A 20,704-nucleotide genomic window follows, 5' to 3' on the forward strand; every position below is an offset into this window, starting at 1 on the left:
TGTAAGGCGAGCAAATCGCGTTTAAAACTTTGTTTATTTAAAAAGCTGCGTGTTTACTGCTTTTTAAGTGCAGGGTATGCACTAAAAAAATCTTGCCAATGCGTTAAATGATCAACATTTGGGTAAGCACTGTGTACATGATTAACAGAGCCTTGCATATGTTGCCCACCGCTGTAATGCAGTACTTGCATATTGGCGTCAATTCCTGCATTTACGCCGGCTTTACTGTCTTCAATTACTAAGCAATGCTCTGGCTTTACACCCATTTGCTTAGCTGCATGTAAAAATAAATCAGGCGCCGGTTTACCACGCTTAACTTCGCTGCTGGTAAAAACCGTATCGCTAAAGTACTTACTTAAACTCACTACGCTCAACGCTTTTGCGGTGCGTGCTGGGCTACTGCTTGTAGCTATACAAATAGGCACAGCTAAATTGTTAAGTACGTCTTCTATACCATCAGTCGTGGTTAGTCCGGTTTCAAATTCGTTTAATAGTGCCTCGCGGTAGTCACCTTCAAAGCTTTCAGGAAGAGTGACATTAAATGCATCCGCTATTTTTTGGCTTACTGTTTTAAAGTTGCAGCCTAAAAAGTGTTGCTGTACATAAGCGCGGTCAATCTCAACGCCTTTTTCAACAAGCATATTAATGAGTACTTGTGCGCTTAAAATTTCGCTATCAATAACAACGCCATCACAATCAAATATCACTAGCTCAATATTAGTATTCATCTTGTCACCTTATTAACACTGTTTGGTTTAGCTAATTTAAGTATAACGAGTTAAGCGCGATTAATATTGTGCAACTTTTTAGTGCAACTCAGTAATGGGCATAAGCTCACTGGTTGAGCATATTCCCTTTATTGTGCGAATATGTCAACACACTGTAAGTATAAAACGCACCAGCTTGGTGAAAATACCGCCAGATAAAACTAAAAACCTTTGTATTTAATAAATTTTATAAAAGCATATTGCGACTAAGGTCGTAGTAAAAAAATTACATTAATGTAAAAAGTGTATCTGCAAATTCATCTCATCTGTTTTACAAATTACATCAATCTAATTAATCAGTTTTACCGAAGTTAATAAAATTAATACTATCGTTAACAGATTAACAGCCTGCACCACTGCCGGCACTTTTAAATAGATGAGGTCGACAATGAATACTCAAATAAACAAAACAAAATTAACACTAACTGCACTGGCACTTGCAATGGCATTACCGGCAAGCGCAGCAACAACTCTTACTAAAGATAACGGCGCAGCTGTTGGCGATAACCAAAATTCAATTACTGCTGGCGAACGTGGCAGTGTATTACTAGAAGACGTGCAACTAATTCAAAAACTGCAACGCTTTGCACGTGAGCGTATTCCTGAGCGTGTTGTGCATGCTCGTGGTACTGGCGCACACGGTGTGTTTGTAGCATCAAAAGAGCTAGATGATTTAACAATTGCAGCACCGTTTGCAAAAGCTGGTAAAGAAACAGACGTATTTGTTCGTTTTTCATCGGTAATTCACTCAAAAGGCAGCCCAGAAACACTGCGTGACCCACGTGGCTTTGCAACTAAGTTTTACACAGACCAAGGTAACTGGGATTTAGTAGGTAACAACTTACCGGTGTTCTTTATTCGCGATGCGATTAAATTTCCAGACATGGTTCACTCGTTAAAGCCATCACCGGTTGATAACATTCAAGATCCTAACCGCGTATTTGACTTTTTCTCGCACGAACCAGGTTCTACACAAATGCTAACGTGGGTTTACAGCGACTACGGTACACCAGCAAGTCTTCGTAAAATGGACGGTTGGGGTGTACATTCATACAAAATGATTAACAAATCGGGCGATGTTAAATACGTTAAGTTTCATTGGGTAAGCCAACAAGGTATTGATAACCTTGACGCAAAAGAAGTAGCTAAAGTGCAAAGCCAAGACTTCCAACACTTAACACGCGACCTTTACAGCGAAATTGGCAAAGGCAATTTCCCTAAATGGGATCTGTACATTAAAACGCTTGATCCATCGCAGCTTGATGACTTTGATTACAACCCGTTAGATGCAACAAAAATGTGGTTAGACATTAAAGAAACTAAAGTAGGAACAATGACCCTAAACCGTATGCCAACTAACTTCTTCCAATCTACGGAACAAGTAGCAATGGCACCGGCAAACATTATTCCAGGTATTGAGCCATCAGAAGACAGACTATTACAAGGTCGTATGTTTTCTTACGCTGATACACAAATGTACCGCCTAGGTGCTAACCACCAGCAACTGCCAATTAACCGTGCAAAAGTTGAAGTGGTTAACTACAACCAAGACGGCGCAATGAATATTGGTAACACTATAAGCAATGTGAACTACCAGCCAAGCCAAGAAAACGTAGCTGAAAACCCAATTGCACGTAGAAGTAACACAGAGCTAAAAGGCTTTGTACAACAAGCTGCGATTAAAAAGCAGCAAAACTTCGCGCAAGCAGGTGTTATATACCGTGGTTTTAGCAAGCAAGAACGTACAAACCTAATTAATAACCTAGCAGGCGATTTAGGCAAAGTGCAAAACAGCAGTGTTAAACACAAAATGCTTAGCCACTTTTATAAAGCTGATAGTGAGTACGGTACACGCTTAACTAAAGCTGTAAACGGCGACCTTAAAATGGTTAAACAACTAGCCGCTAACTTATAAGCAACTAGTTAAAAGCAATTAGTCCCAACTAAATAGCTATTTAAACCACAATCATGAGGAAGGAATAAACCCTTCCTCTTTTATAAGAGACAATTGTTATGCGTAATTTATTAATTATAGTCGCTCTATTTCTGAGCTTTACCAGTAGCGTTTACGCTCAAAATACATCAGATACACAAACACCCAGTACGCAATCTGAAACCCAACATTCTGCAAAAACTCAATACGATAGTTTATTTGCTTATTACTTTGCCGCAGCACGCACAAACGACACAGCTGTAATAGAGCAATTTGTAGATGCCGGTATTCCTATCGACAGCTACAACAATAAAGGCTACACCGCGTTAATGATTGCTACTTACCATGGTAATAAAAACACGGTTAACACACTTTTACACTTAGGCGCTAATGCCTGTCTAGAAGATAACCGTGGCAACACAGCGCTAATGGCCGCTATTTTTAGAGGTGAATTTAGTATAGCTAAAACACTCGTATCACTTGATTGCGATAACGCGCATCAAAACAAAGCAGGCCAAACAGCAGAGCAATTTGCACAAACATTTGGTCAACAAAAAGTTATAGAGTTACTAGCGCAGGTAAATAATGCAAAATAATCTGCACGCAACAAAAAGCCCTAAAATAATAGGGCTTATTTTTAATAAAATTAGCCTTATGTTGCAGAAGCTATTTGAGGTTGTTTAGGCTTTTCTTGCGTTACAAAATAGCAAATTAGCGAGCCCACTGTTACCAGTACAACCCCTTGCCAAAACGAAGCGCTCAGCGTAATAGATAAATACAACGCCGAAATAATAGTAGAAAACACCGGTGTAAAGTACGAAAGCGTCCCCAACAGCATTAAGTTACCGCCAATTATAGCTTGATTCCACAGTGCATAACCGCTCCCCACTACTACACCAGCTAATAGCAATGTTATGCTTGAGCCCAGTGAAAACGTTAATGGCGCTTCATTACTAAAACCATATTGCGCCCACAAGCTCATTGCCGTAACCGCAAAAAATAACGTAATGGCATTTTTACCATTACTCAGCTTTTGCGTTACTACGCAATAAATAGCCCATATAAACGCTGCAGCTAATGCCATTAAGTAAGTAGCAGGATTATCAGCAAAGTTAGTAACAAGCGTATCGAGTGACATTTTTTGATCGCCTGTAATACACCAAGCAACCCCTAAAAAAGCAATGATCATGCTTGGGTAAACCCAGTAACTTACTTTTTTACGACCAATAATAATAGAGAGCAATATAGTCAGCGTGGGCCATAAATAATTAATAACCGCCATTTCCATTGCCTGATGACGGCTGTTTGCCATACCAATAGAAAGCGCCAAGCAAATTTCGTACGATACAAATAATAAAGTACCTATTACCAAGTAACGTTTCGAAAAACCACTAAACTTGGGCACTCCCATAACCAAAATTAAAAATATCGCACTGACAGAATACATAGCCGCCGCACCACCAATGGGGCTAAACAACTCAGAAATATCCCGTAGTAATGCAACTAAGCAACTCCACAGTAATATGGCCGCGACTCCATAAAGCGTGTATTTATTTTTGCTTATAAAATCCATTTGCCAATCCAAAAGTACTACTCGTAAATTTGAAACTAAACTAACAGTAATTATTTAATTAAACAATAAGGGTCTGTTGTTCTTTCAAGGTTGAATTTGCAGCAGTCTGTTTGGTATTTAGGCAAGGCAGAGCCTATATAGTGTGGTTATTCCCCATTAATGGGCGATAACGTAGCATTAATGCCAAACAGGCGCTGCCCAAAGGGTTCTTCCTAGGGGCTACTTACTCTTTGTTGCCTACATGGATGTAGGTAAGGGGCGTGAGCAGGACGCGGAAGCTTTGCTCGGTTTTTACTTAGCCCACTAGGTTACAAATCTCGCGCCGCGATTAAATAGCCCCTAGTTTGAACAAATTTTAATCCGCAAAGATCAACAGACCCTAAAGTTAATAGCTTAAACCTCTCATTTGTTTTTAGCATTCACCCTTTTTAGTAATTGACCTTTTGGTCAGTAAAGCTACAATCAATCAATACGTTAAACACGCAAACTTTATAATGACCACACAAATAAAGCCAAATAAAAAAGAAGTCACACGCGAGAAAAACCAAAAACTAATTTTAGATGCCGCCGAGCAATTGTTTTCGCAATTAGGTTACGACGGAGCAAGTATGAGCATGGTTGCTAAAGAAGCGCAGGTGCCAAAAGCTAATATTTTGTATTACTTTAAAAGTAAGGATGGTCTGTACGAGTCTGTGATTGACCGCATAATAGCTAATTGGAACTTAGGGCTCGATAACGTCACAATTAACGACGATCCAGCTACCGTGCTTTATAACTATATTAAAAGCAAAGTAATACTGGCCGTAAATCAGCCAATGCAATCTCGCTTATTTGCCAGTGAAATACTGCGCGGTGCACCCTATTTACAAAACTACTTTAGAACCAATACCCGCCCTTGGGTTAAACAAAAGGTTGATGTACTTCAAGCATGGATGGACGCTGATAAAATGGATAAGGTTGATCCCTACCATTTGCTCTTTACTATTTGGTCTACCACGCAATATTACGCCGACTTTCAGGCTGAGGTTTTACTCGTAATGAACAAATTAGAGTACGACGAAACCGATGTGGCACAAATTACGCAATCAATTGCCCACATAATTTTAAAAGGTATTGGTCTTAAAATACCTGAGCAAAGTGAGACTTAACCCATGACATCCTTTACTACACCCGATTTATTTGACGATCATCGCGATAACGTGCAAGTAGCAGACAGCGGCCTTTATCACTTTGGTAAAAAAACCACGTTTTATGGCAAAGTAGTTACCGTTACCTGCCCAGAAGACAACTCTTTTGCCGCCGATATATTGCATGAAAATGGTGAAGGTAAAGTATTGGTTATAAACGGGTTTTCGAGCAAACGCTTTGCGTTTATAGGCGATATTATGGCCGAGCGTGCCTTAAGTAATGGCTGGGAAGGCGTAATAATAAATGGCTGTTGCCGAGATATAGAAATACTCGCCACGATGAACTTACCTGTAATGGCGCTAGGTTCTACACCGCGTAGTACCTTAAAGCGCGGCTTTGGTGATAAAAACCAAGCTGTTACCATGCTTAGCACTACTATTGAACCTAACGATTGGGTTTACGCCGATATTAACGGTTTAATCATCAGTAAAACGCCCCTTATTTAGCACTCAAAGCCATATAAATAAAGACCAACTTGGTGCATCTGCGCACCAAATTGGTTTGTTTTAGCTCATTTTAATCTCACTATTTCTACAGCCCACACTTACAAATCTCATACAACCCACTAAATCCTGACCAGTTGGACAGGATTTTAATTTATGGCATTCCTCTTGCTTAGTCTAAGCACTATAAAATCAAAACTACCGATTAAAAAGCGGAGTTATACCAATTGCATTAAATTAGTGATCTATTATAACGCGAAGAAAATGACGCAGTGAGTGCGCTATTTAATCCGATAAAATGATCATGTTTTTAATAAAATTGGTATTCATAATAACCAGCCCGCTTTTTAATCACTCTTAACTTAATAAGTAAGTACTTGGTCAGTTTTATAATAATGAGCTGCAAATGAGTGATAAAAAAAACAACAAAGGTATATTTTGCAATCACGGTCCTACCCTGTGGCAAACAAACCACTCTGGAGTGCTTGCAAACAATCGCTTAGCTGTAAAAGATGTATTTGCAGTAAAGGGCGAGCGTAACAGCGCAGGCAACCCACACTGGTTTAAAACAGCTAAACCGGCTCAAAATACGGCAAGCTCGGTTAATAAGCTCATGACCGCTGGTTGTAACTTTATAGGCTTTACCCATACTGACGAGCTGGCTTATAGCTTAGAGGGTAATAATATACATTATGGCGCTGCGCAAAATCCTAAATTAAAAGGGCATGCTTGCGGTGGTTCGAGTATGGGGTCTGCTGCTGCAGTTGCTGCTAACTTAGCTGATATTGGCTTAGGCACCGACACCGGCGGCTCAATTAGAATACCCGCCAGCTATTGTGGTTTATATGGCATAAGGCCAAGCCATAACGTGATTGAAAAAGACGGCCTAATACCGTTGGCTCCGCCTTTTGATACCATAGGTTGGCTTACCCAAAGCGCCGAGCTATTAAGCGATGTAGGTAATGTACTGCTACCAAATCAAGCTATTAATAACGTTGATACCTTAGTTATTTGCGAGCCGTTATTTGAACTCGTTGACCCTGTTTTACAAGCCCCACTTAAACAATTGCTTGAAAAAACCAAGCCTAATTTTAAGCACCATAAAGAATTTGAACTACCTAACAGCAGCTTATTAAATGAACTTGCTGATAGTTTTAGAGTACTGCAAGGGCGAGCAATCGCAAAAACGCATAAAGACTGGCTTCAATTGCCGGGGCAACTTCCCCAGTTTGCTCCAGCAATTGCGGCACGTTTTAATATGGCGCTTGCCCTAACTGTTCAAGAAGAACAAGAAGCACTAAAAGTACAAACCCAATGGCAAACACTAATAGCTAAAAACCTAAATACAAACAGCTGTTTATTTTTGCCAACCACCCCCACAACCGCACCTAAATTAGGCGCCGACACAAGCGCCTTACGCATGCAAATTATTACGCTTTCGGCAATTGCAGGGCTTAGTGGCTCAGCGCAAGTGCATTTACCGCTGGCTGATTTAGCAAATGATCATCCGTATGGTTTTTCATTAATGATGAGCCACGGTAACGATAAAAGCCTACTTGCTTGCGTTAAGCACCTAGCTGCACACTTTAAACAGGACACACCGGTATGACCACACACAACATTGCATTTACCGCGCCTCATTTTTCGGCCACTGAGGCGGGTATAAATATACTAAAACAAGGCGGTACAGCTACCGAGGCTATGGTAGCGGCTGCCGCTGCTATTAGCGTTGTATATCCACATATGAACTCAATTGGTGGCGACAGCTTTTGGCTTATCGATAACCCAAACCAAAAAACGCCTACCGCTATTGACGCCTGCGGCCCTGCAGCAACTAATACAACGCCCTATAACTCGCTCGCGCAAATACCAGAGCGCGGCGGGTTAAGCGCACTGACTCAAGCGGGTACAATTCGCGGTTGGCAAAAGGCGCTTGAACTAGATGAGCACGCAGCACTAGCACTGTCACAAATTTTAGCACCCGCTATTGAGCTTGCGCGCGAGGGCTTTACAGTTACAAAAAGCTTGCAAGCAGGCTGCGAAAAACTAGCCACTGCTAACAATACCAATGAGGCGTTTAAAAGCCTCTACATACCCAATGGCAAGCCCTTACAAGCAGGCCAGCATTTTAAAAACCCTAAACTTGCAGCAACGTTTGAATACCTAGCAAAACATGGCTTAAACGCATTTTATGAAGGCGCACTTGCCAACTCATTTGCCGCCGACTTAGCAAAAGCAGGCAGCTCAATTACCGCAGGTGACATTGCAAATACTAAAGCCGAGGTAGTTACTGCGCTAAATGCAAACCTCAGTGGTATTGATTGCTACAACTTACCCGCGCCAACACAGGGCGTGCATTCACTACAAATAATTGGTGCCGTAAATAAGTTAAAGCATTTAGCTAAAACCGATGCCGACTGGACACATTTAATTGTTGAGGCAACTAAACAAAGCTTTACCCATCGCCCTACCCTTTGGGCTGACCCTGAAGCATTAGGAGACGATTATAAAAACGCACTAACCGATAATCGCTTAAGCGAACTTGCTAACAATATTGATATGGCCAAAGCCAAAAAATGGCCATTTAACGCAGAGCCTGGCGATACTGTGTGGATGGCAGCCAGAGATAAAAACGGGCAATTAGTCAGCTTTATTCAAAGCATTTACTGGGAATTTGGCAGCGGAATATTAATGAGTGAAGGCGGCTTTGTGTGGAATAACCGTGGTTTAAGCTTTAGTTTAAACAATCAAGATACCAACGCCCTTGCCCCAAATAAAAAGCCCGCTCATACACTTAACCCAGCACTGGCAAAGTTTAGCGATGGTCGTCGACTTGCTTACGGAACAATGGGCGGTGAAGGGCAGCCACAAACTCAAGCCGCTGTTTTTGCAGGCTACGCGTGGCGAAATAAATCTATAAAACAAGCAATTAGCGACCCTCGTTGGTTACTTGGACGAACATGGGGCGATACGAGTACAAATTTAAAAATTGAAAAAGAGTTAGTTTTTCATATAGAACATGAATTAAATCAACGTGACCACGATTGGGTAAGCGTTGATAATAATAACGAAATGATGGGGCACGCTGGGGCTATTTTAGATACACCTACAAGCCTTGAAGCTGCAACAGATCCTCGTTCAGATGGACGTGCAACAGTAACTACAGCAGGAACACAATGTCAGAAATAATAAATCAATGGCCAATTATAGTAGCCTTAATAGCAACCGGTATTTTTGCCGGTATTTTAGCAGGACTTTTTGGTGTAGGCGGCGGTATTGTTATCGTCCCTGTGCTGTATTTTTTACTGCAAGGTTTTGGCGTAAGCCCAGAGTCGGCAATGATGATAGCCACCGCTACATCACTTGCAACCATAGTACCTACTTCGCTTTCATCTATTCGCTCGCATCATAGCAAAGGGAATATTGACCTTGCGCTAATAAAATACTGGGCACCATTTATTTTAGTTATGGCCGTTGTAGGCAGCTACTTAGCGCACTCAATACGCGGTAATGCACTGGTACTTATGTTTGCCTGTATTGCTATTTTAGTCAGTTTAAACATGCTATTTAGAGCCGGCGCACCCGCGCTTGTAAAACAACTGCCAGGAAAATTTGGTCAAGGGGTTATGGCAAGTATTGTAGGTGGTTTGTCGGTAATGATTGGCATAGGTGGCGGCACTATTGGCGTACCTATGCTAAACGCATTTAATGTACGCGCCCATGTTGCAGTAGGTACTGCGGCCGTTTTTGGTTTATTGATTGCACTACCTGGCGTTATTACCTTATTAAGTATTGGCACAACGCCAACCGATGCTCCCCTAGGTACGTGGGGGTTGGTTAACCTCCCTGCCTTTTTTCTTATTATTCCGTTGACTATTTTATTTGCGCCTATTGGCGTAAAAATTGGTAGCAAGCTGGATCAAAAACAACTAAAACGCGCCTTTGCCGTTGTCTTAATGATAACCGGCATACGCATGCTTATTCAGACTCTGGGAGCCTAAAATATGTTTAATAACACGCAAGTTCAAACCTTAAACCCACCACAGCGTTTATTAATGGGACCAGGCCCAATTAATGCCGACCCTCGTGTTTTACGTGCTATGTCGGCGCAGCTTATAGGCCAATACGACCCAGTAATGACCGGTTTTATGAACGAAACCATGGCACGTTACCGCGAAATTTTTAAAACTAAAAACGAATGGACCATGCTAATAGATGGCACATCGCGCGCAGGGATTGAAGCCGTATTATGCTCAATTTTACGCCCAGGCGATAAAGTACTTGTGCCAATTATGGGGCGCTTTGGCCACCTACTTGCTGAAATAGCAGAACGCGTTGGCGCAAAGGTGCACACAATAGAAGTACCGTGGGGCGAAGTGTTTACGCCAGAACAAATCGAAAAAGCCATTGTTGATGTAAAACCCCATGTACTTGCTATGGTACAAGGCGATACATCCACCACCATGAACCAACCTCTTGAGCATATTGGCGATATTTGCCAAAAGCACGATGTACTATTTTATTGTGATGCTACCGCCTCCATTGTGGGTAACGAACTTCCTGCCGATGAGTGGAAACTCGATGCACTTTCGGTTGGCCTGCAAAAATGTTTAGGCGGACCTTCTGGATCAGCGCCATTAACACTGAGCGACAAATGCGCTGATTGGATCCAAAAACGTAAAAAAGTAGAGGCGGGTATTCGTACAGCGGAGCATACCGACGGCACCGAGCCCTTTGTACGCTCAAACTACTTTGATTTAGGTATGATCATGAATTACTGGGGCGAAGAGCGCCTTAACCACCACACCGAAGCCACCAGCATGCTGTATTGCGCCTCAGAATGTGCTCGCATTGTTATTGAAGAAGGCGTGGATAACTGCGTAGCGCGCCACAAATTACATGGCGATGCCATGCTAACAGGCATTCAAGCGCTCGGCTTAAATGTATTTGGTGATTTAACACATAAAATGAACAACGTACTGGGTGTGTATATACCCGAGGGCATTAATGCCGATCACGTACGCGGACAAATGCTAACCGATTTCGGAATAGAAATTGGCACCTCGTTTGGCCCGCTGCATGGCAAAATTTGGCGTATTGGCACTATGGGCTACAACGCCCGCAAAGATGCTGTATTACAAACACTCGCAAGCTTAGACGCTTGCTTACATGCCAACGGTTACAAAGGCCCTAAAGGCGAAGCCGCTATTGCCGCCCTTGCTCACTATAAATAAAAAAAGGATTTAGCATGACGATTGAATGCCCACAACACAGCCCTTTATTAGATAAAGAACTTGCTGATGAATACGCAACACGCGCTTTATCTCGCTGTAAAACCCTCAGCGCACTATCGCAAATGCAAGGCGGTATTCACCGCGTGTACTTATCAAAAGAGCACAAAGACTGTAACGCCGTTACTGCATCGTGGATGGTTGAGGCAGGCATGCAGTCGTGGCAAGACGAAGTGGGTAACCTTTGGGGGCGACTAAAATCATCAAACCCACATGCTAAACGTTTAATTATAGGATCGCACCTCGACACCGTTCCAAATGCAGGTGCGTTTGATGGTATTTTAGGTGTACTACTGGGAATAGAAATTGCAGCGCTTGCACATAAGTTAAAGCTCGACCTGCCCTTTCATTTAGATGTAGTGGGCTTTTGCGATGAAGAAGGCACCCGCTTTGCCACAACTTTAATTGGCTCAAAAGCCCTCGCTAACGAATTTGACCCACAGTGGCTAAACATTGAAGACACAAACGGCATAACTATGCGCCAAGCCATGCTCGACTTTGGCCTAAACCCTAACGACTACGCAAAGGCCGCACTAAACAAAAACGAATTACTAGGTTACTGGGAAACTCATATTGAACAAGGTCCGGTGCTCGAATCGGTTAATCAGGCGTTAGGGGTTGTAACTGCAATCGCAGGAGCAAAACGCGCCATGCTTACCCTAACAGGGCAAAGCGGTCATGCGGGTACAACGCCAATGAACTTGAGGCAGGATTCACTAGCAGGCTGCGCTGAATTAGTAACCGAAATTGAAAAACTAGCAAGTAATGCTAAAAATGGCGAAGTTGCCACCGTAGGGCAAATACAGTCTCGCCCTGGGGCTACAAACGTGATTGCAGGCAAAACAACCATAAGCCTAGACGCACGCGCACAAAGCGACACCGATCTCGCTAACTTACTAAGCGTCATACAAAACAGCGCTCAATCTATAGCAAGCAAACGCAATTTAACGCTTGATTGGCAATGGACGCATGCCGCCGATGCCGTAGCGTGCGACACCACTATTCAGCATTTGTTTTCAAGCGCATGTAAACTCAATAACCAAGCATCGCCTTCACTTGCCTCAGGCGCAGGGCACGATGCAATGGCAATCGCTCCAATTTGCCCCGTTGGCATGTTGTTTATACGCAGCCCTGGCGGTATAAGCCATCACCCAGCAGAAGCGGTTATCGACAGCGATGTAACAAAGGCACTCAGTGTAATGTACAGCGCGCTTTTACTTTATGTGAAAGAGTTTGAGTGATTTTAAGGTAATCGAGTAAACCAAGTATATTAACTTGGTATGCTTAGGGGCTTAAACCTCCTCAAAGTCATTTGGAGGTTATTACTGAAGGCAGGTAAATGCAGGAAAACACAGGAATATACGTTATTTAAAGTAGCTTTATCGAGCTGCCCTTTGCTCTTTTAGGCTAAGGCGTTTATGTGAGCTATATACATGTTGAATGTTTGTACCATTGACCAAATATGCATCCATTTCAACGGTAATTAGCCCCGATAATGGCTTGATTTCTAGAACACCCAACTCACCTAAATTTGCAGATAGTAAAGTATTATTCCTAATAGCTAACAAAGTTTTGTCAGTATCTCGTAAGTCACCATTCACATATAATTTAGCACCACTAAACCAAGAGTTAATTATTTTAACTTTGATTGATTTAACGGTAAATTCAAAGGATTTTCTCATCAGATCTCCATACCCAGAAATGTAATTATTATACTTTATGTTTTTATGTGTTTGGCGCACAACCACTTTCGTTTAACACCCGCTTAGTCGATGCTGGGTAATTTTTTAGTGCAGCCAAAGGGCGAATGGGCCGCTGAACCAAATTACCTGAGCAGTTTGGGCACACGTTATTTAATACCGTTTGAGCACAGCCAGAACAAAATGTGCATTCAAATGAACAAATAAAAGCCTCTGTGGACTTTGCAGGTAGATTCTTATCACAACATTCACAATTAGGTCTTAAATCTAGCATTTAGCGCTCCCTTTTATCCACCCAATGCTGAGTAAATATCTATTACCTTTTATAACTTTTGATACCTGATGCTCACTTACATCAGGGCGGAATAGCTTAACCCGCTTTGTTTCAAATATCGGATTACTGCAAATAAACTCACCACCCAAATCTGCTTCTTTAAGCACTATATTCAATCGATAGTGTTTACCAGATTCAACTTTGTCTGTGTGTGGTGCTATTTCACTTCCTTGTGGGAATTTAAGCAAATATGTATCAAATTTAATTGGCCACGTAGCACCACAAATCAACATTTTATCGTAGCCTGATTTTTGTCGGCCTCGCTCCCAACAAAATAATTTACTCAAAAAAAACATACAATCCCTCGAAACAGCTAACAAGCTGCAGGTTAACTCGTTTTTTTATTTTTATTGATAAACAAACCATAGCCGAGTTCATATTTTGATTCAATCGATTACTGTATTTTAGGTGGGATATAAAAGGGAGTTTTAATGGTGTTTTGATTGGCGCTTTAAAAGACATTATGGTGGCTATAATTGACAAGAAAATCAAAATATAGCCACCCGTTTTACTTTAATGCTTATTTAAGGTCTTATTTAATCGTTACCTTTGCATCACTTACCCATGTTTCAGTTATAGCTTCATCATTTTTATCAACTAAATACGCGCGTATGTTCACCGGATTGTTGTTAGCTTGTTTGTAGTCAAACGCTAATCGCCATTGGTTTGTACCAACTACCGGATAAACTCCAATAGGTTCTAGTATTTCACCGTTGCTGGCTTCAACAATCGGCTTTATACCACTTTTGTTATCTAAGCCTTTAAATACTGGACCTTCAAAATCAATCACCATCTTGTTAACGCCTTCAGGAATAGGCTGGCCGGGAATTCCGCCTAAGCCTTGGCGAGTATTTACAACGCTTGCAAGGTTTTTTGATTTTGGATCGAGTGGACGCCATTCAATATCATAAGAAAAGGTAAACTCATCACCTTTGCGCGCCTCTTTTTCAGGCACCCAATAGGCAACAATATTGTCGAACGTTTCATCTTTTGTAGGAATTTCGATTAACTGTACTGCGCCTTTGCCCCAATCGTCAGTAGGTTTTATCCACGCTGATGAACGCTTATTGTAAAATACGCCGTCGTCCTGGTAGTTATTAAAGTCACGATCTCTTTGGATTAAACCAAACCCTTTTGGGTTCTCATCAATAAAGCTATTGGTTGACACCGACTGAGGATTATTTAATGGGCGCCAAACGTATTGACCCGATCCTGTGTGAATCGCAAGGCCATCGCTATCGTGAATTTCTGGGCGCCAATCTTTAGCTTCTGTTTTATCTTTTTGTGAGTACCAATACATACTGGTTAACGGTGCTACGCCTAAGCGTTCAACATCGGCGCGCATATACAAATTTGCCGTTACAGAGGTAATATGGCCTTTGGCTTCTTTGTTATCTTTGCTTAAACCAAATCGATAAGCACCAGTGATAGAAGGCCCTTCAAGCAATGCCCAAACAGACACACTTTCACCTTTTTTCTCTGCGGGGCCAATCCAAAATGCAGAAAAGCGCGGAAATTCTTCTGGCTGATTCATACCCGTATTAATTGCAATACCTCGAGCCGACAGTCCATATTGCCCCTCTGGCCCGTCGGTACGAAAATAAGACGCGCCTAAAAAAGATATCCAATCGGGTTTCATATCTGGGCGCATTATTCTAAAACCTGCAAATCCAAATCCTTCTGGGAGATCGTGAGCTGGGCTGTCATCAGGCATATCAAAAACATCATTACTAAAAGGTACATTTTGTACCTGATTTTTATCGTCTCTGATGTAAATACTTACTGGCTCAGGAAAATATCGCCCAGGGTAAAATAATTGTACGGGCGCCTTTTTTCCACTTGGGTATAAGGTTTCATCTTCTTTAAAACGTATTTTCCAGTGTTCGTCATAGGTAATTTTATCGATTAACTCCGGCGCTGGAACCTTAGTTGGCGTATAGGGCTTTTCGGCTGAGGCTTTTGCTAGGGCTTTTAAGTCTTCGAATGAAAACTCCGTTTTATCTACTGCTTCTGTCGCGTAAGACGACATCGAAGTGCTAAAAATAATTGCGATAAATAACTTTAATTTCATAAAAAGAATGTCCAATAAATTGAGTCAAATAAAAATGGGAACGCTGCACGAACGTATGTTTAACTTAAAGTTCTGTATGGATATTACGTGACGTAATATGAACTAGTGTTTACTAAAATATAGTTATTTGACTACAGGACCTCCCATAGTTATTTTTTTAGGTATTGGTTTTAAGGGATATTGCGCGCGTTTGATGATATCGCTGAAGTGAAAATAAGTGGGATAGCCCAATTTATTATTAGATCGCTGGTATTCAAATGGATAAGGGTTGTATTTAGGTGGTGGAAAACGAAGAGGCTCACCACTTTTAAAACTTGCAATTAATGGCTGAGTTTTATTTGGCCCTCACTTCAGGGCATGTTTTTATGTTTTTGAAGTTAATTTTTCAATAGCATCTTTAGCTTCTTTCAAACTTACACCATGAACAGATCTATAATATTTTATTGCTCTAACTTTATGACCTGATTTTAAAGCAACAATAACATCACCTTCGGTTACGCTGCCATGCTTAGGTATTGAGTTACCAAATATTAATATAAATAAAACTGCAATAACCGCTAAAACACCCCAAATATATTCAATTTCCATAAATATCCTCGATGTTCGAAAAATAATGAGCCTGTAGGTTAACTCGTTTTTTATTTATTTTTATTGATAAACAAACCATAGCTGAGTTCCTCTTTTGTTTGTAATAATGTTCACCAAGAGCAAAATGTATTTTTATTTTATCTTATTTTAATTATTCTTATTGGCTACTGGTTAAATAGCCTTTCGCATTTTATTTAATAACTCGTAGCATGCTTTATACAACAGTATTTCCATGTCTTCGTTATGGTACAAAGGACCCCAACGAAAAAAGCCTCTTAAGCTAAATTTTTTAGCTATGAATTCGCGCCACGTAACAGATTTAGAAACGCTGAACGTTTTAATCGTCTTATTGTGTTTAATATTATACAAGCGCGATACTAACTTAACTTTTGGTCGCCAAAATAGCGGAATAATAGCTGTATCAAAATCTATAGTGAATGCATCACCACCATGCAAAGTAACTATAACAACATCTAAACCAATATCTGACTTTTTAGGCTCTTTAATAGACGAAATACTGTGAAGACAAAAAATATCTTCAAGCTTCTTGTGCATATGATCTTGTAGTGAATCGCCCGTTATATAAAAAAACGACTCTACCTTAGAAAAATGGCTGTTATTAGCTACAGCTAACGATCCCAAATAAACATTTGGCTTTTCAGAGCTAAACCAATCGAATAGCAAATTTAAATTCCTTTTTTACTTACGCCGAATAAATAGGCCGTAAGGTTGTTATCTAAGGTTAGGGCGAAAAAGCAAAAACCAGCTGTTTTTGCTCTGCTTTACGATTTGTTTATTTACGCTCAACTATTTTCGACGTAATTGAATACCAAGTAATGTACCTAATAAAACAGCAATAACATGCAGCAAAGCTGAAATTAAATATATCAGAGGATCCATTGATATTTCTAATAAAATGTATAGTAAGGCACCGACACTTAGATCAATAAACCAATAAACCGCCGCAACTAAAAAGGCTTGTTTATACGGACTCACTGTTTGCTTATAGCCTAGGTAACAATAAACGATTAAAGAGGTTACAAATCCGAGGACGTAATAAGTAAAAGTTAATGAGGTACTTTGAGTCATTTCATCAAAGCCAACAATCTTTGTTGCTATTGTTGATAAAGCAACTAGCAATAAATACAAGCCTACTGAAAAGAGTACAATCCTAGAGCATTGCACGATAATCCTTTAGCAATACAACGAGGCTGTAGAATAACTTCTATAGCCAAATTCAATTAATTAGTTTCTTTAATTAACTCTAAGCATTTTAAAGCAATGTGTAATAAATGTATTACCCATTAAACAGGCTGTTTTCATAAAAAGAGTAATTCTACAATCTCAACGCCTCAATTAAACAGCGTAAAATAGCTGGTTACAATAAGCTAGGTACGAACAAAAAACTAACTATTAGAAGTCCGTTTAAGCAACTATTAGAGTTCAGTAGCTTGTACATATTTACAGCACTCTCTTAACAAGGTCTCTGCGGCCTCTTTGTTAGACTGATCATGTTTACTCGAACCTAGTTCAACACCCATTGCCGTATAAACACTGCTATTTAATTGTAAATATTTAGTTTGATTAGGTGCAATTATTAGCTGTTTTGTATTACTCCACACTCCTGTGAGTGGGCTCCAGCTAATTTTTAAATCGTAATTACCCGCAGGTAATTTTATGTAAGAGAAAGTATTGTTTGGTAGTGCTACAATTTTTTTATCATTTATACTTACACGCATATCTGATGCCGCTGGTGGGGTTAACAACCTATGGAATACTAAAACACTTTGCTCTTCATTTGGTTGAGGTAGCTGTACCTGGTCAAAAGTTAAAGCATCTCTTGGGGCTGAAGCACAACCACTTAAAAATAATAGTAAGAAAAAATATATATAACGCATAAACACCTATCAGATTTGAATTATAACGAGCCTGTAGATTAACTCGTTTTTTATTTTTTTGATAAACAAACCATAGCTGAGTTCCTATTTTGGTTCAATCGTTATTGCATTTCACGTGGAATATAAAAAGAGGACTAGGTGTTGTTTTAATTGACGTTTTGGAAGGTATTACTGGAAATTTAGTATGCTAACTGTTTGTTATTATCCTAACTTGCCGTATTTCAGAGTACTCGGACTGAATTAACCCAAAGCATTTAAGATCGTGAAACTGATTTTTCCAGTAACCACTTTGACGCCTTATACCTTCCTCTTTGAACCCAACTTTTAAAAGGAGTGACTCAGATGCAGAGTTTCCAAGAACAGTATCGCCTTGAATACGATTAAGTTTACCGCAAGATAGGTCACCTGAAAATGCGGCTTTAACTATTCGATGAACTGCTTCAGTGGAAAAACCCTTACCCCAATATTTAGGCAGTAAATCATATCCAATAACAGCATTTTTCATTTTAGGGCTCCAAGTATTAAAGCCGCAAGTACCTATAAGTTGATCTGTTTCTTTTAGGCGAATAGCCCAACGAATACCTGAGTTTTCTTTAAAACGAGCGTTAAAAAACTCAATTAAATGGCTGGCTTGTGACAGTTCAGTAAACGCCTCTAAATCATAATATTCTACAACTGAATTGTCCGAGAACAACTCAAACAAACTATTTGAATCTTCTTTTGATAATTGATCTAACCTTAAGCGATTTGTCTCTAAAGTTGGAAATGACAACCTAAATCCTCCGTGAAATATAACAAGCCTGTAGATCAACTCGTTTTTTTATTTGTTTTTATTGGTAAACAAATCATAGCTGAGTTCCTATTTAGGTTCAATCTATTACTGTATTTCACGTGGAATATAAAAAATTGTTAACTGTTGTTTTAATTGATGTTTTGGAGGGTATTACTGGATAATTTAGTGTGAGTGTCTTTGTACTCTTTCTTTCATTGTAGCTCAGCTTTTTGCGTGATTCATTTTTATAAAACTCACTTAACCCGCTGCTTTAATTTATTATTTATGTAAAAGTTAGAATGAATTTCATCCTAATTCTTTAGCTTTTGTTTAACTCTATTTTTGAAACGTAAAATACAATACCAGCAACAAGGCCTACTATAGAAAATAAAAACAATTGTAAAAAGCTATATCCATAACCTATTAACGTAATTGAACCATTTTCGACCAATACCTTACCATTAATAATTGAGCTATCTAAACCTGAAGGGAAAACAAAAAAGAAAGAAACTAAGCAAGTAGATATAACTGAAGATTTGAGCACTGTATTTAGCGAATAATCACAACTTTTAGTGATAAATTTATAAATTGGAAATGCTGTTACTGGAACTAAAATTAGAACAACTATTAACGTCCAAATAAATATACCAAAAGGAATAATAGTAAATTTCATTTCAATTGCCATTGGCGCTAAAAATGCAACAACTAAAAAGGCTAAAATAAAGCTAAATATTGTTCTCAACTCGAAACCCTCTTAGAAAGCTAACGCCTGCCATAACCAGATTTGTGGCGCTCTTGCACAAATCCGGTTAATGGTTTTGTTATGTAAGGTCACCGTCAAGTCCAAATTTTTTTCTGTTCAAAACTAGCGCTGCCAGCACAGTTACTCCTAACACTGTACCAACAGGGAACATGAAGAGTAACAATGTTGAATATATTATTAGTGCCCAAAAAAGCCACTTAGTTCGATAGTTTAAGCCCACAACGGAAAATGTTAAAAAGCAAAGTGCAACTAAAAATAAGATGAACCCTGTTACTGTAGACAAAGCTGTTGATGACATTTCTTCTTGTGATATTTTAGGTTCATTACTTCCAAACAGCGTTATCTCTTGAAATGAAGAGGACATAATTAAATACGAATCAACAATTCCCCAAAGAGGTGCCCAGAAAAGCAATAATCCCAGAACTGCGACGTATTTCCCTATAGTTTCCTTGTTCATCATCTCTCCTCACGTAGTTATATAAAGAGCCTGTTAACAGGCAGAAAATAGTTAGTTAAATTAGCAACAAAGGAACAAAGCCAACTATTTTTATCCTTGTTTAACAGCCTGTTATGCATTGTTTACACTACAGTCAATTGTTGCGTTAATCTTTGGTGGGTAGACAGAACCAAACTGACTATGCGAGCCATAAGTACCCATTTTATATTTTTTTACGTATATATCACTAGATTTGCATAACTCTTTTCCTTTGAGCTCTACCAATTCGACCATATCTGTTTCATTAAGATCGGTATGACCAAGAACCTCAATTGAATACGTCCCATCAGAGTTTTTGCTTACATCGCTATATTGGACTATGACACCTTTATAAGTTTTCATACCAACACAACCAGAGATTATTAATATGATTAAAGGTAGATACTTTTTCATACTTATCCTTAAACACCTAACAGCTTATTGAGCACCACTTTGGGGATTTATAGCACCCCAAAACGGCGTATATTACAGTGTTCAATAATTCCACTAAACAACTTCAGTGTAAACAAGTAATTAAATATGTTACAAAAAAACCTTTGTAATTTTTCACCAAAACGGTGTTTAATAATGTTATTGGACAAAACAAAAATAGAGCTTTATTTATGATAAAAACGAATGAGTGAGGCATTTACTTTACTTCAAAATTCACATGGTCAAAGTATGGGTTTTTCTCATGCGCTTTAAGTACGCTGATTGTAGTTAGCACAATGAGTTTCAACTCGCTATTTACATTAACAACTATGCATTCGTCTCTATTAGCATTGCGTTTTGTGTCAGTTGCTATCCCACATACACCATCACCATTTTTTAATATAAGCTCAATGCTTAAATGGTGCATACAAGCAATTTCGATGTAGTCGTATTGGTTGCAACTGATCATAACGCTC

The 20,704-nt window shown here is 39.7% G+C and carries 24 protein-coding genes; 9 read left to right on the plus strand and 15 right to left on the minus strand.

Annotated features, from left to right (window positions below; translation table 11 throughout):
• Positions 1-53: 53 nt before the first annotated feature.
• Positions 54-728 carry an HAD family phosphatase gene (locus tag H5126_RS05505; RefSeq protein ID WP_149593207.1) on the minus strand — a complete coding sequence of 225 codons (675 nt, stop codon included), beginning with the start codon at positions 726-728 and terminating at the stop codon, positions 54-56.
• Positions 729-1,155: 427 nt separating this feature from the next.
• On the opposite strand from H5126_RS05505, the gene H5126_RS05510 reads away from it, so the two are divergent.
• A complete protein-coding gene (locus H5126_RS05510) occupies positions 1,156-2,682 on the plus strand; it encodes a catalase (RefSeq protein ID WP_182719941.1) in 1,527 nt (508 codons plus the stop codon).
• Positions 2,683-2,780: 98 nt separating this feature from the next.
• A complete protein-coding gene (locus H5126_RS05515) occupies positions 2,781-3,296 on the plus strand; it encodes an ankyrin repeat domain-containing protein (RefSeq protein ID WP_004334678.1) in 516 nt (171 codons plus the stop codon).
• 56 nt (positions 3,297-3,352) lie between these two features.
• On the opposite strand, the gene yddG is transcribed toward H5126_RS05515, so the two are convergent.
• The gene (gene yddG / locus H5126_RS05520; protein ID WP_182719942.1) at positions 3,353-4,273 is read right to left on the minus strand and encodes an aromatic amino acid DMT transporter YddG; all 921 of its coding nucleotides are present in this window, start codon (positions 4,271-4,273) and stop codon (positions 3,353-3,355) included.
• Between the two features lie 494 nt (positions 4,274-4,767).
• Here yddG and H5126_RS05525 point away from each other — a divergent pair, with 494 nt between their 5' ends.
• The 7 genes from H5126_RS05525 to H5126_RS05555 all read left to right on the plus strand — a co-directional run bounded on the left by H5126_RS05525 (position 4,768) and on the right by H5126_RS05555 (position 12,436).
• Complete coding sequence (locus tag H5126_RS05525; protein ID WP_004334664.1) at positions 4,768-5,421, plus strand: TetR/AcrR family transcriptional regulator; 654 nt, start codon at positions 4,768-4,770, stop codon at positions 5,419-5,421.
• Between the two features lie 3 nt (positions 5,422-5,424).
• Complete coding sequence (locus H5126_RS05530; RefSeq protein WP_182719943.1) at positions 5,425-5,907, plus strand: putative 4-hydroxy-4-methyl-2-oxoglutarate aldolase; 483 nt, start codon at positions 5,425-5,427, stop codon at positions 5,905-5,907.
• A gap of 403 nt (positions 5,908-6,310) precedes the next feature.
• Entirely contained in the window at positions 6,311-7,513 is a 1,203-nt protein-coding gene (locus tag H5126_RS05535; protein WP_182719944.1) for an amidase family protein, read from the plus strand.
• Positions 7,510-9,093 carry a gamma-glutamyltransferase family protein gene (locus tag H5126_RS05540; RefSeq protein ID WP_182719945.1) on the plus strand — a complete coding sequence of 528 codons (1,584 nt, stop codon included), beginning with the start codon at positions 7,510-7,512 and terminating at the stop codon, positions 9,091-9,093. The genes H5126_RS05535 and H5126_RS05540 overlap by 4 nt, the downstream gene beginning before the upstream one ends.
• The gene (locus H5126_RS05545; protein WP_007378545.1) at positions 9,081-9,905 is read left to right on the plus strand and encodes a sulfite exporter TauE/SafE family protein; all 825 of its coding nucleotides are present in this window, start codon (positions 9,081-9,083) and stop codon (positions 9,903-9,905) included. The genes H5126_RS05540 and H5126_RS05545 overlap by 13 nt, the downstream gene beginning before the upstream one ends.
• Positions 9,906-9,908: 3 nt before the next feature.
• On the plus strand, positions 9,909-11,138 hold the full coding sequence (locus H5126_RS05550) for an alanine--glyoxylate aminotransferase family protein (protein ID WP_024596152.1): 1,230 nt from the start codon (positions 9,909-9,911) through the stop codon (positions 11,136-11,138).
• 14 nt (positions 11,139-11,152) lie between these two features.
• The gene (locus tag H5126_RS05555) at positions 11,153-12,436 is read left to right on the plus strand and encodes an allantoate amidohydrolase (RefSeq protein ID WP_182719946.1); all 1,284 of its coding nucleotides are present in this window, start codon (positions 11,153-11,155) and stop codon (positions 12,434-12,436) included.
• A 138-nt stretch (positions 12,437-12,574) separates the two neighbouring features.
• Here H5126_RS05555 and H5126_RS05560 read toward each other — a convergent pair whose 3' ends face one another.
• The 13 genes from H5126_RS05560 to H5126_RS05620 form a co-directional block, all read right to left on the minus strand.
• Positions 12,575-12,877 carry a hypothetical protein gene (locus H5126_RS05560; RefSeq protein WP_007584337.1) on the minus strand — a complete coding sequence of 101 codons (303 nt, stop codon included), beginning with the start codon at positions 12,875-12,877 and terminating at the stop codon, positions 12,575-12,577.
• Between the two features lie 43 nt (positions 12,878-12,920).
• The gene (locus H5126_RS05565; RefSeq protein WP_182719947.1) at positions 12,921-13,169 is read right to left on the minus strand and encodes a DUF1272 domain-containing protein; all 249 of its coding nucleotides are present in this window, start codon (positions 13,167-13,169) and stop codon (positions 12,921-12,923) included.
• Complete coding sequence (locus H5126_RS05570) at positions 13,163-13,525, minus strand: 2OG-Fe(II) oxygenase (protein ID WP_007584341.1); 363 nt, start codon at positions 13,523-13,525, stop codon at positions 13,163-13,165. Before H5126_RS05570 ends, H5126_RS05565 begins: the two co-directional genes overlap by 7 nt.
• A gap of 236 nt (positions 13,526-13,761) precedes the next feature.
• Positions 13,762-15,300: a glucan biosynthesis protein gene (locus tag H5126_RS05575; RefSeq protein WP_182719948.1), complete on the minus strand. Its 1,539-nt coding sequence runs from the start codon at positions 15,298-15,300 to the stop codon at positions 13,762-13,764.
• Positions 15,301-15,663: 363 nt separating this feature from the next.
• Complete coding sequence (locus H5126_RS05580; protein WP_007378552.1) at positions 15,664-15,888, minus strand: ribosomal protein L7/L12; 225 nt, start codon at positions 15,886-15,888, stop codon at positions 15,664-15,666.
• Positions 15,889-16,059: 171 nt separating this feature from the next.
• Positions 16,060-16,572: a hypothetical protein gene (locus H5126_RS05585; RefSeq protein ID WP_024596157.1), complete on the minus strand. Its 513-nt coding sequence runs from the start codon at positions 16,570-16,572 to the stop codon at positions 16,060-16,062.
• Between the two features lie 123 nt (positions 16,573-16,695).
• Complete coding sequence (locus H5126_RS05590) at positions 16,696-17,073, minus strand: hypothetical protein (protein ID WP_310736026.1); 378 nt, start codon at positions 17,071-17,073, stop codon at positions 16,696-16,698.
• Between the two features lie 251 nt (positions 17,074-17,324).
• Positions 17,325-17,786, minus strand: coding sequence for a DUF2846 domain-containing protein (locus H5126_RS05595; protein ID WP_024596158.1), 462 nt, complete (start codon positions 17,784-17,786; stop codon positions 17,325-17,327).
• A gap of 187 nt (positions 17,787-17,973) precedes the next feature.
• On the minus strand, positions 17,974-18,558 hold the full coding sequence (locus tag H5126_RS05600; protein ID WP_024596159.1) for a GNAT family N-acetyltransferase: 585 nt from the start codon (positions 18,556-18,558) through the stop codon (positions 17,974-17,976).
• Positions 18,559-18,877: 319 nt separating this feature from the next.
• Positions 18,878-19,300 (minus strand): hypothetical protein, encoded by a 423-nt coding sequence (locus tag H5126_RS05605; RefSeq protein WP_182719949.1) that lies wholly within the window; start codon positions 19,298-19,300, stop codon positions 18,878-18,880.
• Between the two features lie 79 nt (positions 19,301-19,379).
• Positions 19,380-19,778: a hypothetical protein gene (locus tag H5126_RS05610; protein ID WP_182716229.1), complete on the minus strand. Its 399-nt coding sequence runs from the start codon at positions 19,776-19,778 to the stop codon at positions 19,380-19,382.
• Positions 19,779-19,889: 111 nt separating this feature from the next.
• The gene (locus H5126_RS05615) at positions 19,890-20,210 is read right to left on the minus strand and encodes a hypothetical protein (protein WP_024596161.1); all 321 of its coding nucleotides are present in this window, start codon (positions 20,208-20,210) and stop codon (positions 19,890-19,892) included.
• A gap of 235 nt (positions 20,211-20,445) precedes the next feature.
• Positions 20,446-20,697, minus strand: a complete 252-nt coding sequence (locus tag H5126_RS05620; RefSeq protein ID WP_182711742.1) for a Rho-binding antiterminator — start codon at positions 20,695-20,697, stop codon at positions 20,446-20,448.
• Positions 20,698-20,704 lie beyond the last annotated feature (7 nt).

Source organism: Pseudoalteromonas sp. SG45-3 (genome assembly GCF_014164075.1).
Taxonomy (GTDB): domain Bacteria; phylum Pseudomonadota; class Gammaproteobacteria; order Enterobacterales; family Alteromonadaceae; genus Pseudoalteromonas; species Pseudoalteromonas distincta.

Coding starts and splice junctions, on each gene's coding strand:
- H5126_RS05525 (WP_004334664.1), top strand. CDS start 4,768: ATGACCACACAAATAAAGCCAAATAAAAAAGAAGTCACACGCGAGAAA.
- H5126_RS05615 (WP_024596161.1), bottom strand. CDS start 20,210: ATGAAAAAGTATCTACCTTTAATCATATTAATAATCTCTGGTTGTGTT.
- H5126_RS05610 (WP_182716229.1), bottom strand. CDS start 19,778: ATGAACAAGGAAACTATAGGGAAATACGTCGCAGTTCTGGGATTATTG.
- H5126_RS05515 (WP_004334678.1), top strand. CDS start 2,781: ATGCGTAATTTATTAATTATAGTCGCTCTATTTCTGAGCTTTACCAGT.
- H5126_RS05570 (WP_007584341.1), bottom strand. CDS start 13,525: ATGTTTTTTTTGAGTAAATTATTTTGTTGGGAGCGAGGCCGACAAAAA.
- H5126_RS05510 (WP_182719941.1), top strand. CDS start 1,156: ATGAATACTCAAATAAACAAAACAAAATTAACACTAACTGCACTGGCA.
- H5126_RS05565 (WP_182719947.1), bottom strand. CDS start 13,169: ATGCTAGATTTAAGACCTAATTGTGAATGTTGTGATAAGAATCTACCT.
- H5126_RS05545 (WP_007378545.1), top strand. CDS start 9,081: ATGTCAGAAATAATAAATCAATGGCCAATTATAGTAGCCTTAATAGCA.
- H5126_RS05505 (WP_149593207.1), bottom strand. CDS start 728: ATGAATACTAATATTGAGCTAGTGATATTTGATTGTGATGGCGTTGTT.
- H5126_RS05595 (WP_024596158.1), bottom strand. CDS start 17,786: ATGCGTTATATATATTTTTTCTTACTATTATTTTTAAGTGGTTGTGCT.
- H5126_RS05555 (WP_182719946.1), top strand. CDS start 11,153: ATGACGATTGAATGCCCACAACACAGCCCTTTATTAGATAAAGAACTT.
- H5126_RS05560 (WP_007584337.1), bottom strand. CDS start 12,877: ATGAGAAAATCCTTTGAATTTACCGTTAAATCAATCAAAGTTAAAATA.
- yddG (WP_182719942.1), bottom strand. CDS start 4,273: ATGGATTTTATAAGCAAAAATAAATACACGCTTTATGGAGTCGCGGCC.
- H5126_RS05550 (WP_024596152.1), top strand. CDS start 9,909: ATGTTTAATAACACGCAAGTTCAAACCTTAAACCCACCACAGCGTTTA.
- H5126_RS05620 (WP_182711742.1), bottom strand. CDS start 20,697: ATGATCAGTTGCAACCAATACGACTACATCGAAATTGCTTGTATGCAC.
- H5126_RS05580 (WP_007378552.1), bottom strand. CDS start 15,888: ATGGAAATTGAATATATTTGGGGTGTTTTAGCGGTTATTGCAGTTTTA.
- H5126_RS05575 (WP_182719948.1), bottom strand. CDS start 15,300: ATGAAATTAAAGTTATTTATCGCAATTATTTTTAGCACTTCGATGTCG.
- H5126_RS05530 (WP_182719943.1), top strand. CDS start 5,425: ATGACATCCTTTACTACACCCGATTTATTTGACGATCATCGCGATAAC.
- H5126_RS05535 (WP_182719944.1), top strand. CDS start 6,311: ATGAGTGATAAAAAAAACAACAAAGGTATATTTTGCAATCACGGTCCT.
- H5126_RS05540 (WP_182719945.1), top strand. CDS start 7,510: ATGACCACACACAACATTGCATTTACCGCGCCTCATTTTTCGGCCACT.